The following is a 15,180-nucleotide window of genomic DNA, read 5'->3' on the forward strand; positions in this document are numbered from 1 at the left end:
ATACTATTACTTCCTTTCTTCGAACTGGAGCTCTTTTGCTTTAATCCCTGGCAATGATAGCGGGATCATCGAAGCAGAAGGTTTTATCCGCAGTAATTGGCATGAAATAGGAGCAATCATAAGCTGGGAAATCTCTTCTTCGTAAACTCCAGGTTCGACTTGATCTGAAATGATAAATAAAGGTACGTGCCTTACATCATTTAATGTTCCGCCGTGATTGCCATCATCATTCATTCCATGATCAGCTGTAACGATGATTTGATATCCTTTTTCCATCCATGCAGGAATAACTGTGGCTAGAATGGAATCTGCCATTAAAACACTACCCTTGTATTCTTTTGAATTGGCTGTGAATTTGTGGCCGATATCATCAATATTCATCGAATGTACATATAAAAAATCAGGATGATAAGCGGTAAGCAAGTGATGTGCGTCCGCAAATAAATGAGAATCGGGATAATGGTCTTCAAAATAGAAAATACCGTGCTGAATCACTTTTTCCGGGTTATGCTGAATTCGATCCTCGTGGATGACGAAAGGAGCCCGGTTATACAATTCGCTCACCCAATAGTAAGATGCTGTTGCATTTGTTAATCCATTCCGTTTTGTTAAATGAAACAAACTTTCTTGTTGGGACAGCCTTACTGTTTGATTCGTCGTAATTCCGTTTCTATACGGGGGGGTTCCTGTTAGGAGGACCTCGTATAAGGGCCTGGATAAACTAGGTATTTCTGATTTTACACAGTAACGGGAGGCTAAGCCTTTTTCAACTAAATGTCCTAAATATCCCATTTGCTCAACGGCTGCGTCAAAGCGCAGGCCGTCAAGTATAATCATTGCTAATTTATTATTTGACATGGATAAGAACCTTTTCTTGCCATAATTGTGGAATCTGTTTCGCTGTTTCATCCCACGCCTTAAAATCTTCTACAGGCTTTGCATTTTTGTATTGATCCTTAGGCAGAACTTTTTCTTGCACATCAGCAGGGAGTTTCACATTATCGCGGATAGGACGTGCATATCCTCGTGCTAGATTGATTTGTCCTTCATCAGATAAAATATATTCGCGTGCAAGCATTGCTGCATGAGGATGTTTGGCATTTTTATTAATGACAGTTGTATACCCGCTTACAACGGATGTATCTTCAGGAATCGTCACTTCAAAGCGATTTTTGTCAATTTGATCGCGGTAATTTAATCCATTGAAGTCCCAGACAACAGCTACATCGACTTCGCCTTTTTCTAAGTTGGCAATGGAAGAATCTATAGAAGATAGTCTTCCTTGCTTAGCGATCTGTGCGAAATATTCAAGTCCGGACTCAATATTCTTTTCATCTCCACCTTTAGACATTGCTGCTGCTAGTACAGCAAATTGAGACTGAGTGCCTTTTGTTACATCGCCAATTGCTACTTTATAATCACCATTTAAGATGTCATCCCATGTTTTTGGCGGATTTTTCACGTTATTCTTATCTGTTAAAAATGCGATGGTACCTGTGTAGCCCAAAACCCAGTGTCCTTCATCATCCTTTGCCCATTCTGGAACATCATCCCAATAAGATGTTTTGTATGGAAGTGTTAGTCCTTTATCCTTTGCTAACGGACCGAAGTTAATGCCGACATCTCCAATATCAGCGGTTGCATTCTTTCCCTCAGACTCAAATTTAGATAATTCTTCAGCACTCGACATATCTGTATCCTTATGTTTTAAGCTGTATTCACTTTCAAGTTCCTTCCACGTTTCGCCCCAGTTTGCCCAGCTATCAGGCATTGCAACGCTGGCAACTTCACCTTCCTCTTTTGCTTTCTGAGTGATTTCCTCTAATGATAAATTTTCTGCTACTGCTTTTGTTTCCTCAGTATTTGTTTCAGATTGCCCGCAAGCAGCTAAAAGCGAGGTTGATAGAAGTCCGACTGATAAAATTTTAGTTATACGTTTCATTCGTTTTGTTTAATCCTCCGTTTTATTTCTGTTTTATTTGTTTACATAGATTATTGTAATAAACAAAAGTAAAAAGGGCATTAAACAAACGTAAAAAAACAATAAATAAATGTAAATTAAATAGAATCCGAAGGTTTAACACTGTCATCTCTTACAGGGGGTTGCTTGTAATAGGAGGGAGGCTTGTTGAACAGAGTAGTTTGATAATGTGGGGAAGATGTTTGAATATATTTGTATACGGACAGAAAAACAAAAATAAAGCCTGTATCTAAAAATGATACAGGCATTTACTAGAGTTTATGTTTATTTTTGATACCTTTCTTACAGTCGAATAGGTAATCAGATGATATGAACCATACTATACAATCTATATAGTTCTCGTTACCTCATGATTGATCAGCGTTCCTAAATGCTCACCTAAGCATATTTTTCTCATAACGCCAGGCTCATCAAAATTAAAGATGTGAACAGGAAGGTTGTAATCACGGGCAAGCAGCAGGGCAGACTGATCCATTACTCTGATGTTATTTGTTACAACATCATCGTAGTTCAGATGGCTATACATCTTTGCATCTTTGTCCAGCTTCGGGTCACAGGTAAAGACGCCGTCAACTCCTTGCTTAGCAACTAAAATGGCGTCGCTGTTTGTTTCAATCGCACGTTGGACGCTTGGATAATCAGTCGTCACAAATGGTTGTCCATTTCCTCCGCCAAAGATAACGATATACCCTTTATCGAGGTGATGAACAGCACGTAAGCGGATATACGGCTCAGCAACTGCAGCAACCGGAATTGAAGACATTACACGGACTTCTTTTTCAGTTTTGCTTTTTAACACCCCGCGAAGCATCAAGCTGTTGATTATTGTTCCTAATGTACCGATATTATCCGCTTCGACTCTGTCGATTCCCCAAGCAGCAGCTAAATTTCCTCTGAAGATATTTCCTCCGCCTACAACTACTGAGACCTCAATTCCGCTGTTTACAATGGTTAAGATTTCATTTGCGATATGCTCCAGTCTTAAAGACCCAAAGCTATTACCGTCTTGATCAGCAAGTGCGCCTCCGCTTAACTTAATTAATACACGCTTGTACTGTGTCATCCCGATTCCTCCTGATCATTTTGTTAAGTCCCTTCAATTTTAACGATCCAGAAACCATAAAAAAAGAACTAAAAGTATGTAAATACCTCTAGTTCTTTCGGGAAAAAACGAGTGGAATGCTTCTTTTTTACCAAATTATTTAACAGTTTCATCTCGCTCTCTCCCTTTTTCGATTTTTCTGACTATTTCTTGAATCCAGTGTATATTAAAAAGTCGAGGTAGGTCAAGAGGAATTTATACTTATGCTTAAAATCGAAAATGAGACAAAAATTCCAAGAATTTTTTTTCCTTCGCATTTTCGTGCTTAAATAGGACGTAAGCCCCTGTTGTCGGCAATTGGATACTGTTGCACTCTACTTTGATTAATCGTCCTTCCATCAGCTCGCGCCTAACGATAGAAGAAGGCAGGAAGGATACACCCAACCCTTCGGAAATGAACCGTTTCGTAATATAGGATTGAGTGACCTTCATCGTACGAATGAATGGATACTTCATCCTCAGATTGCTAAGCAGGTCGTCCCAATAGACCGGATGGCTATGAGTAAACAATAAATTATTTTCAAAGAGCTCGGCACAGTCAATCGGAGGTGCCGATTCATCCCAGCCATCATGAGGAGCTACCAAAATCACTGGATCCTGATAGAGGCTCCTGCAAATTAGTGAGGATTGCGGTGCATTCAACAGGCTTAAGCCAATATCTGCCTGATTGTCATTGATCATATTCGCAATTTCATCTGATTCACTAATTGTCACCGTTATTTCAATCTCAGGGTTCACTGTGGTGAATCTCTTTAAAACATAAGGCATAACTGTGTCAGCGATAAGAGGTGAAATGGCAAGGCTGAGCGTATTTGAATAGCCTTGTCTGAACCGATGGAGATCCGCCATGCTGTCCTCATAATCCTCTAAGAGTTTGAGAGCATACGGAAGGTATTGTCTTCCTTCCTCCGTCAGCGAGATTTGTCTTCCTTTTCTTTCAAAAAGCTTAATGCCAAGTTCTTTCTCAAGCAATTTCATATGAACGGTAACCGAAGGCTGTGAAATAAAAAGGGTTTCGGCAGTTTGTCTGAAGTTTTCATTTTTTGCTGCTGTAACAAAGGTTTGAAGCCATTTTAAATCCATGAAAGCCTCCTGATTAATAATATTAATTAATTATATGAAGAATATTTAATTTTTTTTAAAAGTATATCACGTATAATGTAAAGAACAAAGGAGGTAGTATGATGGTACATGTTGGATTAAAAGGGATTGTTTGCACAGAAACAAAAATCAGTCACATCGATGGCGATGTAGGCCAGTTAATTTATAGAGGTTATGATGCAAAAGATCTCGCAGTATCTTCAAGCTTTGAAGAAGTGGCTTTTCTGTTGCTTTTTGATAGAAAGCCAGATTCAGAAGAACTTGCTGCATTTAAAGAAAAATTAATTGGTTATCGCAGCCTTTCAGATTCAGCCATAGAGCTGATTAGCAGTTTGCCTCATGAAATGGACCATATGTCCGTACTTCGAACAGTAGTCTCCTCTCTCGGTGATTCTTCCCACCAATTTCCGCCAAAAAATGAGGAGGCATTGGAACTTATATCTGCCATTCCGACGATCATCGCTTTTCGCGAACGTTCTATGAATGGAGAAAAGCTCGTGCCGCCTTCCGATTCACTTGGCCACGTTGAAAACTTCTTGTATATGCTAACAGGAAAAAAGCCAAGCAGTGCAGAAGCTGTTGCGTTGGAAGCCTATATGATATTAACGATGGAGCACGGAATGAATGCTTCCACTTTCTCCGCAAGAGTAACCGTATCAACAGAGTCGGATTTAATTTCTGCCATCACCTCAGCACTTGGAACGATGAAGGGACCTCTTCACGGCGGAGCTCCTTCAGGCGTAATTCAGCTGCTTGATGAAATAAAAGATAAAAACAATGCAGAAAGCTATTTAAGAAACAAGCTGGAAAAAGGCGACAGATTAATGGGCTTCGGGCACAGAGTTTATAAAACGAGAGACCCGAGAGCAGTAGCTTTACAGAAAAAGACAAGCGAGGTAGCCGGAAACAACAGTGAGCTTGACCTTGCGTTGCATGTGGAAGAAACGGCAATTCGCCTACTGGAAGAATACAAGCCGGGAAGAAAGCTTTACACAAATGTCGAATTCTATGCGGCTGCCGTAATGAAAGCCATTCACTTAAACTCCGAATTATTTACGCCGATTTTTTCTGCTAGCAGAATCGTCGGCTGGAGTGCCCATGTGCTGGAACAGGCAAGCGACAATACGATTTACAGACCTTCGGCGAAGTATACCGGCAAGATGCTTGTTTGATTAGAATGAGAGTGACTCAGAAATGGGTTGCTCTTTTTTTCTTATGCTAGGTGTGTGGATATTTAAAATATGGACGCGGACAAAAGCTGCTTCAGAAAGCATATAAAATGTAGATAGAGGCACATAAAAAGGAAAGGAGGCACATATTATAGAGCTTATCCAGGAACCCGCAGTATATATTTGTCTGAACGATCCTGGATTTCAATCGATTCCTCACATCTGGAGCTTATTCTCTGTTAATGCAGGATAAGTACATTCCCTCCGCTTCACACCTAATCTTATAAAATTTCACGATTAATGGATGTGCATTCGATGGCAATCCAATCTTTAGTAATCTCCTTTTTCCGAGCCTTTTGTCAAACATCGCAAACGCACGAGTAAAGACATCAGGTGACTTAATTGCGTCCTCGATTGCAAGTGAATTGTAAGCCATAAACGGTTGATAAACATCGAAGGGATCAAAAATACCTTGGTTGATCAACATGTTATCTATTTCATTCGATGCTTTGATTAAGGCTTCTCTTTCTTTCGAATGAAACATTTGTCTCCAATCAGAAGAATAAGGAATAGGCTTCAATTTTCTTTCCGCTTTTATTTTCTCGTAAAGCTTTGCATGCTCTACCTCATATGTAATCATAGATGCAGAGAAGATCTCTTTTTTATCAAGGGTTATCCAAACTCGGCTAGGTCCATCATGGGATTTTCTGTAGACTGTCGCATGCAGTTTGATTCGGTTTTTTAAACTACTACATATGAATTCTTCAAGTGTTGACTTAAGCTTGCTCCATTGCAATGATATTGCTCCTTTTCAGTAGTTTCAGAGAAGTCTATAACTATTACCAAGCTCTTGCTTGATTTCATGTAGCATGTATTCAGCGAACGATGTTAATACTTCTGGATTAATATCTAATTTATCATTATATGATCTTCCTGAGTATTGACTTAAGCAAGCAGATATAATATCCGCATATTTTCTATCCAAATGCTTCAATCCCCATTCCCCGCCTTCTTTTTTAGAGGTAACGGCTTTATCTCGCAGAAAGCGTAAAACTCTGCATAAGTTTAAACAATAATAAACGGGGTTTTTAATAATTTCATTTTTTGCATTTTTAATATCTTGAACTATGGAATCAAGATAGTAGTGTTTCGGAACAGAATTGATTATTTCTTTAATCGGCTGTCCATAAATAGTTTTTCCTCTGTAATACGTCGTGTATAAATGTGCTGCTAAATCAGTATCCGTATCATTGTGGACCAAATATTGATTATCTGCTGTATATTTTTCTTTATGATAATCGGAATAGTGCAGCTCAAAAGGAGTCGGATAAACAAAATTCCCAGCATATTCTCCGAGGATCACACTCATTTCAATAGGGTTGGGATAATGGATATTAGAGAATGCCATCATGTTATCAATTAATCTTCTTTTTAATGAATCATCAGTTAGCTTGCTTTTGCAAATGACGAGTAAATCAATATCGCTGTGTATCGGGTTAAAGCAATTCATTGCTAGGGAACCGTGAAGGTAAATCCCGGCCAAATTGCTTTGTAAATGGTTTTGAAGGATACTTGATAGCTTTTCAATTGTATGATTGATTTTCAATAATGAACCTCCACCTTAAGGGATGAAAAGTATAGGTCCCGATATAATTAATTCCTCCGGCAAATCCGTTTTCTCTAAGATGCTGATTTTGTCTTCATTAATGAAATCCCCAGGCCAATAAAGACAATTCCCGTTAACTTGTTCATCATGCTTTCAATTTTTGGATTTTCCCTAAGCTTCGTTGTAGCAAAGGAGGAAAAATAAGCGATGAATAAACACCAAACTGTTCCCGTAATAGATATGGTTAGACCGAGAATCAGAAAAGGAATAGGGCCATAAGGATTATCTGTAGCCACAAATTGCGGCAAGAGCGAGATGAAGAATAGCGCAACCTTCGGATTTAAAACGTTTGACATGACGCCCTGCATATATATTTTTCTGAACGACAAATGCTCTTTAGTAGGAATTTCCTTGCTTAGAGCAGAGCCCTTCTGCCAAAGCATCCTTATTCCGAGGTAAATCAAATACGCTGCACCGATCAGCTTAATTGCAGTAAAAAGGAGGACAGACTGTGTCAAAATAATTGATAAGCCAAACGCAGCCAACATCGTATGGACTAGAACCCCGGTACTTACTCCGAGTACGGAATATACACCAGCAAGTTTTCCTTGAGAGATACTGCGGCTCATGATATAAATCGTATCTGTACCAGGCGTAATATTTAAAATAATCCCTGTAATGAGAAAAAGCCAAAAACTCGTTATCCCAAGCAAATTCATGCACCTCCAAAAATAATACGTTCAGATTAACATAGAAGATTGAAAATGAATATACAAATTTTTAACAAAGCAAGAATGACCCTTCGAAAGAACAATTCAGTTACAAAAAAACACATCGAAGTTATAGGCAGGTGTTTTTTAATTTAATTCGAATTCACAATTTTGAGATATTTCTCTTGACGTATCTTTATATGGAGGAATATTATAGTTATATAAAATAACCTAAGTGAAAAACTTCACTCATCTTTCCCAAGTATCTTCTTTATGTAGTGTCCGGCTTTAATAAATCCTGCTTAGTTTTGTGATTATAGCATAAGTCGCCTAGTAGCTTTTTTGTACGGATATATTTAAATTAGAGAAAGGATTGAGAATTGATGGTGGAAATAACTGTTTTAGTAAACTTCCAAGGAAGAAACTATCAAACAAACGTTATTGTTGATCGAAAGATTGCGAAAGAAGAAATATTACGTTTGGCTCAAGAGCAAGTTGAAAAACAATGGACACAATGATATCGAATTTTAATTTTCAGAAAAATCTAACAAGAACTTCTATGTTAGGTTCGGTTTGTTAAAGGAAGATTATAATAAATGTTACTGCAGTTGTAACAGTAGAAGGGGGAGGATAAAAGTAAACTTTACATCAGTATCACTCATTATGTTGTAATTCTATGAAGAATAATAAACGTACATTAAAATGGAGGTTATTAATTATGAAATTTTTTATTGATACTGCTAATCTTGATGATGTAAAAAAAGCATATAAAATCGGGGTTTTATCAGGCGTTACCACAAATCCTTCCTTAATTGCGAAAGAAGGGATAAAATTCGAGGATCGTATTGCGGAAATTTGCCAAACCGTGCCTGCGGTTGAATCTGTTTCAGCAGAAGTAACCCCTGACGCTATTACAGCTGAAGAGATGATCGCACAAGCAGATGAGCTAATAAAAATCAATGGCGGAGATGAGAAAGTAACTATTAAACTTCCTATGACGTTAGATGGTTTAGAAGCTTGTCGCTATCTTACGAATAAAGGCGTTAAAACCAATGTAACTCTAATTTTTACTGTGAACCAAGCGCTATTAGCTGCTCGTGCTGGTGCGACATATGTATCGCCGTTCCTTGGCCGTCTTGATGATATATCAGAAGACGGGGTGCAGCTGGTAGAGAAAATTGCTGAATTGTTCCGTATCCAAAACTTCGATACACAAATTATCGCTGCTTCTGTCCGTCATCCGGATCATGTCACTCGTGTAGCAATGGCTGGTGCTCACATTGCGACCGTTCCTTATAAAGTGATAGAGCAGCTATCCAAACACCCTCTAACGGATCAAGGCATTGAAAAATTTGCTGCTGATTGGGAAAAAGCGTCTAAAATTGAGGTTCTAAAATAAAAGTGTCAATCCGTCTTAAAAAGTGGCGTTAGTATCGATTTCTCTATAATCATACTAGCGCCACTTTTATTTTTAGCGGTTAAAAAGCTAGTCCGAACCGAATCTCATACATAGATCGATATTAATGGAAAATTGCTGAATGACTGTCATTTTATTAATTTAAACGTACAGAAAACAAATTAAATAATTTATGGTGAATTTGTGCGTTGTTCCTTTTTAAGCGGTTTAAACCGCTTCGAATTAATCCTTAATCCAACTTTCAGCCCAATCAGTGAGGTGACCAAGAATTTTTCCTAATTCCGTTCCCTTTTTTGTCAGTAAGTACTCTGTCCGTACAGGACGTTCAGGTATGACATGACGTATAACTATTCCATGCTCCTCAAGTTCTTTCATTCTCTCCGTAAGCATACGTTTACTCAAATCCGGAATGATCGAATGAATTTCACTAAAACGTTTAGGTCCGTTCATTAACACATAAATAATTAAACCCGTCCACCTTTTTCCTATTAGTTCAAAGCACTTGCTCTGACACTTGAATATTTTGCCCCTGTTCAAGCTTCATGTACCAAGTATAACTAATACCTGATATCTGAGCCAATTCCTCTCTCCGCAGCCCTGGCATACGCCTTCTTCCATCTACTGTAATATTAAAAGCGGTTGGGGACAATCGTTCCCGACGTGTACGAAGAAAGTCAGCCAATTCTGCTCTTCTTTGCTTATCGTTCATCGGATTATCTTCCTTTTTTAGGGTAGTAGTTTTTATTCTAGTCTAACTGGGGTCATTGTTCAACTCTCTAGATGGCGGCATACTTGGGATGAAAGGAAATACTCCAAAATCTAATTCTGATCCTTACCATAAGGAGAAAGGGGAAAAAATCTTATGTACGTAATTGCCGTTAGTTTTGAAATACTAGCAGAGCATCGTGAACATTTTAAACGTGCCGCACTTCAAGATGGCCGTGACTCCAGTGCCAATGAGCCCGGAACACTTCGATTTGAATTGATTGAAGATAAGGATAATCCCAATCGGTTCTATCTTAATGAGGCTTATGAGGATGAAGCCGCTTTTGACCTTCATTGCCAAGGACCCTACTTTAAAGCTTTTTTTGATGAAATTTCGGCTTATGCGCAAGGTCCGACATGGTTAATAAAAGGAACAGTCACATCATAAACAGATTCTCTGGTTGTTAAAAATACAAAGTGACAGACTCCTTTTTCGTTTTCGAGGTGTCACTTTGTTATTTACTATTCTACGCGGCCTCACTTGTACTTTTTGTCATTTTAAATTACGAAATATTAATATGGAGGTATATGATGCAAACAAGACAGCTGGGTTCGTCTGATCTTTTTATTATTCCGATTGGCTTTGGTGCTTGGGCAATCAGTGGCAGCAGTTGGGCATTCGCTTGGGGGACTCAGGATGACCGTGAGTCTAATGATGCGATCAAGCGAGCTGTCGATCTAGGAATCAACTGGATTATACAGCTGCCATTTATGGATATGGCCACTCAGAAGAAATTGTTGGGAAAGCACTAAAGGAAATTGGTTCTCAATAGCGTCCTTATATATTTACGAAGTGTGGAATTTTGCCCAGTTCGGAAGATAGTGTTACACATTGTCTTAAGGAAAATTCTATTCGTCAAGAGGTTAAGGGAAGCCTGAGACCCCTGGGATTCGATGAGATCGATCTCTATCAAATTCACTGGCCTTATCCAGAGGAAGATTATCTTGAAAGGTGGCAAACACTTGCTAAATTGCAACAAGAGGGGAAGGTTCGTTACATCGGTGTATCAAACTTTAAGCGGACGGTTGTTGTTTTCCCCAAGCAAAGCAAAAATGGATCCGCGTGCTAAGTTAAAGCTGAGTCCATTTAAGACAACTTTATTTCCATAGGCTTTCTTTAGTTCTTTAACCTCAATTAGAGCATTCTCCATAAATACCTCACTCCCATAATGAAAATCCCCTTTAATTTAGATTGACCAAATCAGTCAATATAAGAATGAATGCCTTACCACCTTTTGTTAATAAAAATTTGCTTTCGATTAGCGTGTCGATATCATCCTCAAAAGTAGATCGATTTTCCTGTCCATATTTTCATTCCACCAATTAAAATCCCCTTCCATCATTAACCCAGAAATGACAGTTAAAAAAAGCTCGAGTAATTCTTGGGGATCTGACTGGATGATCTCTCCATTTTCTTGACCTTCAATAAACAACGGAAGCAGTTGTTGTGCGTACTCTTCAGAAGAATGTTCTATCAGCTCTTTCGATTGTTCGGGTACAGGATATTTTGCTCGAAGGATATGTTGAATCACTCGAAACACATCGCTGTTTCCTTCTGTTAATGCGATACGGATAAAATGTTTGATTTTTTCAATAGGAGTTAACGGCAGTGCTTTAATTTCTTGAAATAATTCGGTTGCTCCGGTCATTGCCCATTTAAGACTTTCGTGCAAAACCTCTTCTTTGGACTTGAAATAATGATACAGCAGGCCGTGGCTTATACTCGCTTCGGCAGCAATCATGCTAATTTTCGTCAGTTTAATACCGTTTTCAGCGAACACCTTTAAAGCGGCAGACATGATTTGATTTTTACGTTCATTGCGAATTTGTTCCAATTGATTTTCATTTAATGGGGCCATAGCATTCTGAACTCCTCTATGTTTGTTTGTATGATTTTATCATAGCATGAATCCTTTGTAATGGATTGAAAGAAGAACAACTGGATTAGGCGCGAAAGTTGATTGCGTGCTTTTGCATAAATAAAAAGACATCCTTGCCTTTGAAAATGGATAACCCAAAACCAACTTTCATAAGGAGGATGTCAATCTAATCAACAATATGTGTATGGCAGGAGGGGGGACAAAGTTTCTAAATTTTCCTGCCCAATATTATGAGTCGGAAAAGACTTTCTGTTTTCCATTAACATTCATCAGCTGAGCAAGCAGTTCTTTTGCACTTTCATATAAAAAATATGCGGCTTTAACGATAGCTTTTTCATCAACCGTAAATGAAGGATGATGCCAGTCTTCATTTCCGCTTGTTCCGAAGAAAGCAAACGATCCTGGGATATTCTGAAGATAGTAAGCAAAGTCTTCGCCGGCTGTTGACGGATCCGGATCTATGACGTGCAGGGACAGCCTTTTGGCAGCGGCCCGGGTTGCATCTGTTATTTCCGAATGGTTAATCAGCGGCGGCGGCCCAGCAAACCATTGAATCTTTGCTTCCTGAGAAAACGCGGCGCTAACATGCTCTACTACAGAATAAAACCGTTCCTTTACTTCCTTTCGGACAGTGTTATCGAACGTTCGGACCGTTCCTTCAATCGTTACATCTTCAGGGATGACATTCCAAGTGCTTCCGCCTTCTATTCTCGTTACACTAACGACAGCACTCTGCAAGGGTGATACGTTTCTGCTGACAATCGTTTGTATAGATGAAATAAGCTGTGCTGCAGCCACAATCGGATCACGTCCATTATTTGGCAGAGCTGCGTGAGCGCCTTTACCTTTGATATTCACTTTAAAGCGGTCCACAGCCGCCATGATTGGACCGCTTTTTATCCCGACCGTACCCACCGGCAATTCCGGCTTGTTATGAAGGCCGATAATTGCATCAACATCATCAACCTGTCCGTCTTTTATGACTTTAACTGCACCTCCACCTGATTCTTCAGCTGGCTGAAACAAAAAACGAATGTTTCCCTGTAAGTTCTCCTGGTCTTCTTTTAGTAGATAAGCTGCACCTATAGCGGCAGCTGTATGAAAATCATGTCCGCATGCATGCATTTTACCTTTTATTTTTGAAGCGTACGGCAAATCTGTTTTTTCTTCGATCGGCAAAGCATCAATGTCGGCACGTACAGCAATTGTTGCTCCGGATTTTCCACCTTTAATATCGGCAAATACGCCCGTTTCAAGCGAAGTTGGACGAATCTCAATCTGTTTTTCTTGAAGCCAGCCTGTGATCGCTTTTGTCGTTTCAAACTCCTCTTTTGACAGCTCTGGATATTGGTGCATATGGCGGCGGATTGAAATTAAACGGGCTTCTAGTTCTGTTGGGCTCATGAAATTCACCTTCTTCTTTTATTAGATCAAAGCGATAGCATTTTACAAGTATATTTTGATTGTAAAATTCTTTGGATTCGTCTCGTTTAAATCCCAGCCATTCATACAATTGAATCGCTTTTTGCATCAGGTCGGTTGAATGCAAATACAAGCTTTCTGCCCTTTTTAATTTTGCATATTGACAGCTTTCTTTCAGCAAAGCCTGGCCGACACCACGCCCCCGCGCTTCTGGATGAACCGCAAGCAGACGGACAATCGGCGAAAAAATCTCCAGTTCCGGACGGCCATATGCCTTTTCCGAGGATTCAAACAACTGAAGTGTCCCGAGTACAGATTGCCCGTTTTTCGCTACCAGGATTCGATCAATTTGTGGATTATCAACTGAGGCACTAATATTCGCTAAATAGTTCAGCCACATATCAGGATTTTCAAATTTCTTCTCATATTGACTGTAACTATCGATCAACAACTGGCGTACGGTTTCTCTATCTTGTTCCTCTAGATCAGTGATCGATACGTTTTGAGACATTTAGATCTATCCTCCTTACGCATTATTCCTTAATTTGCTTCTTCCTGCAGCCAGTTGTCAGCCGCATCTCTTGAAATACGTCTTAAAAACCTGCGAGTTCGTTCTTCTTTGGGGCTGTTGAAAATTTCAAACGGTGTACCTTTCTCAACGATGATACCTTCGTCCATGAAAAGAATCTGGTCTGATACCTCACGGGCGAAATTCATTTCATGAGTAACGATAAGCATCGTGATTCCTTCTCTTGCAATGTCTCTAATAACAGAGAGAACTTCACCAACGAGTTCGGGATCGAGAGCCGATGTCGGTTCGTCAAATAGAATAACTTCCGGGTTTAGTGCCAGGGCGCGTGCGATGCCGACTCGCTGCTGCTGGCCGCCGGAAAGCTGGCTGGGATAATGATTCAGCTTATTGGAAAGTCCGACTTTTTCTAATACTCGTTCACTTCGCTCTTTTGCTTCCGCCTTATTGATTTTTTTTGCGATAATTAGTCCTTCCATAACGTTTTCAGTGACAGTTTTATGGGCAAATAAATTGTAGTGCTGAAACACCATTGCAGACTGTTTTCGAAGTGATATAATATCTTTTTTCTTAGCCTCTTTTGCTTCGAGCTTTATAGCACCAACGTGGACCGTGCCAGCATCCGGTTTTTCCAGATAGTTTACGCATCTAAGCAGTGTGGTTTTTCCGGAACCGCTTGGACCGAGAATCGTAACGACTTCTCCTTTTTCGATTGTTAGATTAATGCCCTTTAACACTTCCTGATGCAGGAATGATTTTTTTATGCCCTGCAGATAAATCATCGAACTCCTCCTCTTGTATAAGATGTAGCTTTTTTCTCCATAAGAGACGATAGGCTTTCTACAAGAATCGTCAATACCCAGTAAATAATTCCCGCAGCAATAAAAGCTTCAAGAAACTTTAAATTGGTTGAAGCGACAATATTGGCAGCTCCGGTTAATTCTTTTTGCGAAACGATAAACGCAATAGATGATGTATGCAAAAATCCGATAAAAATATTGGTGAAGTTAGGGATGGACTGTGCAAGTGCCTGTGGCAGAATGATGCGAAACAGTGTCTGAAACGTATTCATTCCCACAGAATACGCAGCTTCCGCCTGTCCTTTAGAAATGCTGGATATGCCCGAACGAATCACTTCTGATAAATATGCCCCGGCACTTAACGACAAAGCTGTCAGGACAAAAATGATGATAGGGATATTTTGCGAATTGGACTCTAATCCGAGCTGTACTGCTGCTTTATCAATAAGAAGCGGCAATCCGAAATAAATGATCATGATATGCATGATGATTGGCGTCCCTCTCAAAAATGAGACATATCCGTTCGCAATTGCAGTCAATCCTTTCACTTCATACACTCGGATCAGCGCTACTGCCAACCCGATTAAAAAACCGATAGATAAAGGGATAAGTGTGAGCATCATTGTAATTGGCAGAGCCTTTACTATTTCAGTTAAAGCCGTCCAAATAAACGGAATATCAATTGCCAAATTAATCTC

At 39.5% G+C, this 15,180-nt stretch carries 21 protein-coding genes; 6 read left to right on the forward strand and 15 right to left on the reverse strand.

From position 1 onward, the window contains the following. Window positions 1-6: 6 nt before the first annotated feature. The 4 genes from JOC74_RS19980 to JOC74_RS19995 all read right to left on the reverse strand — a co-directional run bounded on the left by JOC74_RS19980 (window position 7) and on the right by JOC74_RS19995 (window position 4,166). On the reverse strand, window positions 7-858 hold the full coding sequence (locus JOC74_RS19980; protein WP_053602271.1) for an alkaline phosphatase family protein: 852 nt from the start codon (window positions 856-858) through the stop codon (window positions 7-9). Beyond that, on the reverse strand, window positions 848-1,942 hold the full coding sequence (locus tag JOC74_RS19985) for an ABC transporter substrate-binding protein (RefSeq protein ID WP_053602272.1): 1,095 nt from the start codon (window positions 1,940-1,942) through the stop codon (window positions 848-850). Before JOC74_RS19985 ends, JOC74_RS19980 begins: the two co-directional genes overlap by 11 nt. A gap of 367 nt (window positions 1,943-2,309) precedes the next feature. Continuing rightward, window positions 2,310-3,044 (reverse strand): UMP kinase, encoded by a 735-nt coding sequence (gene pyrH / locus JOC74_RS19990; RefSeq protein ID WP_053602273.1) that lies wholly within the window; start codon window positions 3,042-3,044, stop codon window positions 2,310-2,312. Between the two features lie 246 nt (window positions 3,045-3,290). Next, the gene (locus JOC74_RS19995; RefSeq protein WP_053602274.1) at window positions 3,291-4,166 is read right to left on the reverse strand and encodes a LysR family transcriptional regulator; all 876 of its coding nucleotides are present in this window, start codon (window positions 4,164-4,166) and stop codon (window positions 3,291-3,293) included. Window positions 4,167-4,267: 101 nt separating this feature from the next. On the opposite strand from JOC74_RS19995, the gene JOC74_RS20000 reads away from it, so the two are divergent. Further along, on the forward strand, window positions 4,268-5,356 hold the full coding sequence (locus JOC74_RS20000; RefSeq protein WP_053602275.1) for a citrate synthase/methylcitrate synthase: 1,089 nt from the start codon (window positions 4,268-4,270) through the stop codon (window positions 5,354-5,356). A 226-nt stretch (window positions 5,357-5,582) separates the two neighbouring features. On the opposite strand, the gene JOC74_RS20005 is transcribed toward JOC74_RS20000, so the two are convergent. The 3 genes from JOC74_RS20005 to JOC74_RS20015 form a co-directional block, all read right to left on the reverse strand. After that, window positions 5,583-6,149, reverse strand: coding sequence for an SF0329 family protein (locus tag JOC74_RS20005; RefSeq protein WP_053602276.1), 567 nt, complete (start codon window positions 6,147-6,149; stop codon window positions 5,583-5,585). A gap of 24 nt (window positions 6,150-6,173) precedes the next feature. Then, window positions 6,174-6,959, reverse strand: a complete 786-nt coding sequence (locus tag JOC74_RS20010; protein ID WP_053602277.1) for an aminoglycoside adenylyltransferase domain-containing protein — start codon at window positions 6,957-6,959, stop codon at window positions 6,174-6,176. Window positions 6,960-7,033: 74 nt separating this feature from the next. After that, window positions 7,034-7,672, reverse strand: a complete 639-nt coding sequence (locus JOC74_RS20015) for a LysE family translocator (protein ID WP_053602278.1) — start codon at window positions 7,670-7,672, stop codon at window positions 7,034-7,036. Between the two features lie 380 nt (window positions 7,673-8,052). Between JOC74_RS20015 and JOC74_RS20020 the strand changes: the two genes are divergently transcribed. Further along, entirely contained in the window at window positions 8,053-8,187 is a 135-nt protein-coding gene (locus tag JOC74_RS20020; RefSeq protein ID WP_053602279.1) for a BA3454 family stress response protein, read from the forward strand. A 200-nt stretch (window positions 8,188-8,387) separates the two neighbouring features. Next, window positions 8,388-9,068 carry a fructose-6-phosphate aldolase gene (gene fsa / locus JOC74_RS20025; RefSeq protein ID WP_053602280.1) on the forward strand — a complete coding sequence of 227 codons (681 nt, stop codon included), beginning with the start codon at window positions 8,388-8,390 and terminating at the stop codon, window positions 9,066-9,068. Window positions 9,069-9,308: 240 nt separating this feature from the next. On the opposite strand, the gene JOC74_RS20030 is transcribed toward fsa, so the two are convergent. Next, window positions 9,309-9,623, reverse strand: a complete 315-nt coding sequence (locus JOC74_RS20030; protein ID WP_053602281.1) for a winged helix-turn-helix transcriptional regulator — start codon at window positions 9,621-9,623, stop codon at window positions 9,309-9,311. Then, entirely contained in the window at window positions 9,580-9,795 is a 216-nt protein-coding gene (locus JOC74_RS20035; protein ID WP_082363657.1) for a helix-turn-helix domain-containing protein, read from the reverse strand. The genes JOC74_RS20030 and JOC74_RS20035 overlap by 44 nt, the downstream gene beginning before the upstream one ends. 153 nt (window positions 9,796-9,948) lie before the next feature. Here JOC74_RS20035 and JOC74_RS20040 point away from each other — a divergent pair, with 153 nt between their 5' ends. The 3 genes from JOC74_RS20040 to JOC74_RS24380 all read left to right on the forward strand — a co-directional run bounded on the left by JOC74_RS20040 (window position 9,949) and on the right by JOC74_RS24380 (window position 10,921). Next, window positions 9,949-10,239 (forward strand): putative quinol monooxygenase, encoded by a 291-nt coding sequence (locus tag JOC74_RS20040; protein WP_053602282.1) that lies wholly within the window; start codon window positions 9,949-9,951, stop codon window positions 10,237-10,239. Window positions 10,240-10,382: 143 nt separating this feature from the next. Further along, window positions 10,383-10,604, forward strand: a complete 222-nt coding sequence (locus tag JOC74_RS20045) for an aldo/keto reductase (RefSeq protein ID WP_053602283.1) — start codon at window positions 10,383-10,385, stop codon at window positions 10,602-10,604. A gap of 50 nt (window positions 10,605-10,654) precedes the next feature. After that, window positions 10,655-10,921 carry an aldo/keto reductase gene (locus JOC74_RS24380; protein ID WP_211086296.1) on the forward strand — a complete coding sequence of 89 codons (267 nt, stop codon included), beginning with the start codon at window positions 10,655-10,657 and terminating at the stop codon, window positions 10,919-10,921. Here JOC74_RS24380 and JOC74_RS20055 read toward each other — a convergent pair. The 6 genes from JOC74_RS20055 to JOC74_RS20080 all read right to left on the reverse strand — a co-directional run bounded on the left by JOC74_RS20055 (window position 10,859) and on the right by JOC74_RS20080 (window position 15,171). Beyond that, window positions 10,859-11,002 carry a P-loop NTPase family protein gene (locus JOC74_RS20055; RefSeq protein ID WP_192841163.1) on the reverse strand — a complete coding sequence of 48 codons (144 nt, stop codon included), beginning with the start codon at window positions 11,000-11,002 and terminating at the stop codon, window positions 10,859-10,861. The genes JOC74_RS24380 and JOC74_RS20055 overlap by 63 nt on opposite strands. A gap of 108 nt (window positions 11,003-11,110) precedes the next feature. Then, window positions 11,111-11,710, reverse strand: coding sequence for a TetR/AcrR family transcriptional regulator (locus tag JOC74_RS20060; protein WP_053602284.1), 600 nt, complete (start codon window positions 11,708-11,710; stop codon window positions 11,111-11,113). Between the two features lie 249 nt (window positions 11,711-11,959). Continuing rightward, window positions 11,960-13,135, reverse strand: a complete 1,176-nt coding sequence (locus JOC74_RS20065) for an amidohydrolase (protein ID WP_053602285.1) — start codon at window positions 13,133-13,135, stop codon at window positions 11,960-11,962. Next, the gene (locus JOC74_RS20070; RefSeq protein ID WP_082363659.1) at window positions 13,050-13,664 is read right to left on the reverse strand and encodes a GNAT family N-acetyltransferase; all 615 of its coding nucleotides are present in this window, start codon (window positions 13,662-13,664) and stop codon (window positions 13,050-13,052) included. The genes JOC74_RS20065 and JOC74_RS20070 overlap by 86 nt, the downstream gene beginning before the upstream one ends. Before the next feature lie 29 nt (window positions 13,665-13,693). Further along, the gene (locus tag JOC74_RS20075) at window positions 13,694-14,464 is read right to left on the reverse strand and encodes an amino acid ABC transporter ATP-binding protein (RefSeq protein ID WP_053602286.1); all 771 of its coding nucleotides are present in this window, start codon (window positions 14,462-14,464) and stop codon (window positions 13,694-13,696) included. Further along, the gene (locus tag JOC74_RS20080; RefSeq protein WP_053602287.1) at window positions 14,461-15,171 is read right to left on the reverse strand and encodes an amino acid ABC transporter permease; all 711 of its coding nucleotides are present in this window, start codon (window positions 15,169-15,171) and stop codon (window positions 14,461-14,463) included. The genes JOC74_RS20075 and JOC74_RS20080 overlap by 4 nt, the downstream gene beginning before the upstream one ends. Between the last annotated feature and the right edge of the window lie 9 nt (window positions 15,172-15,180).

Origin of the sequence: Bacillus capparidis, from assembly GCF_017832095.1 — a bacterium.
Lineage (GTDB): Bacteria > Bacillota > Bacilli > Bacillales > Bacillaceae > Bacillus > Bacillus gobiensis.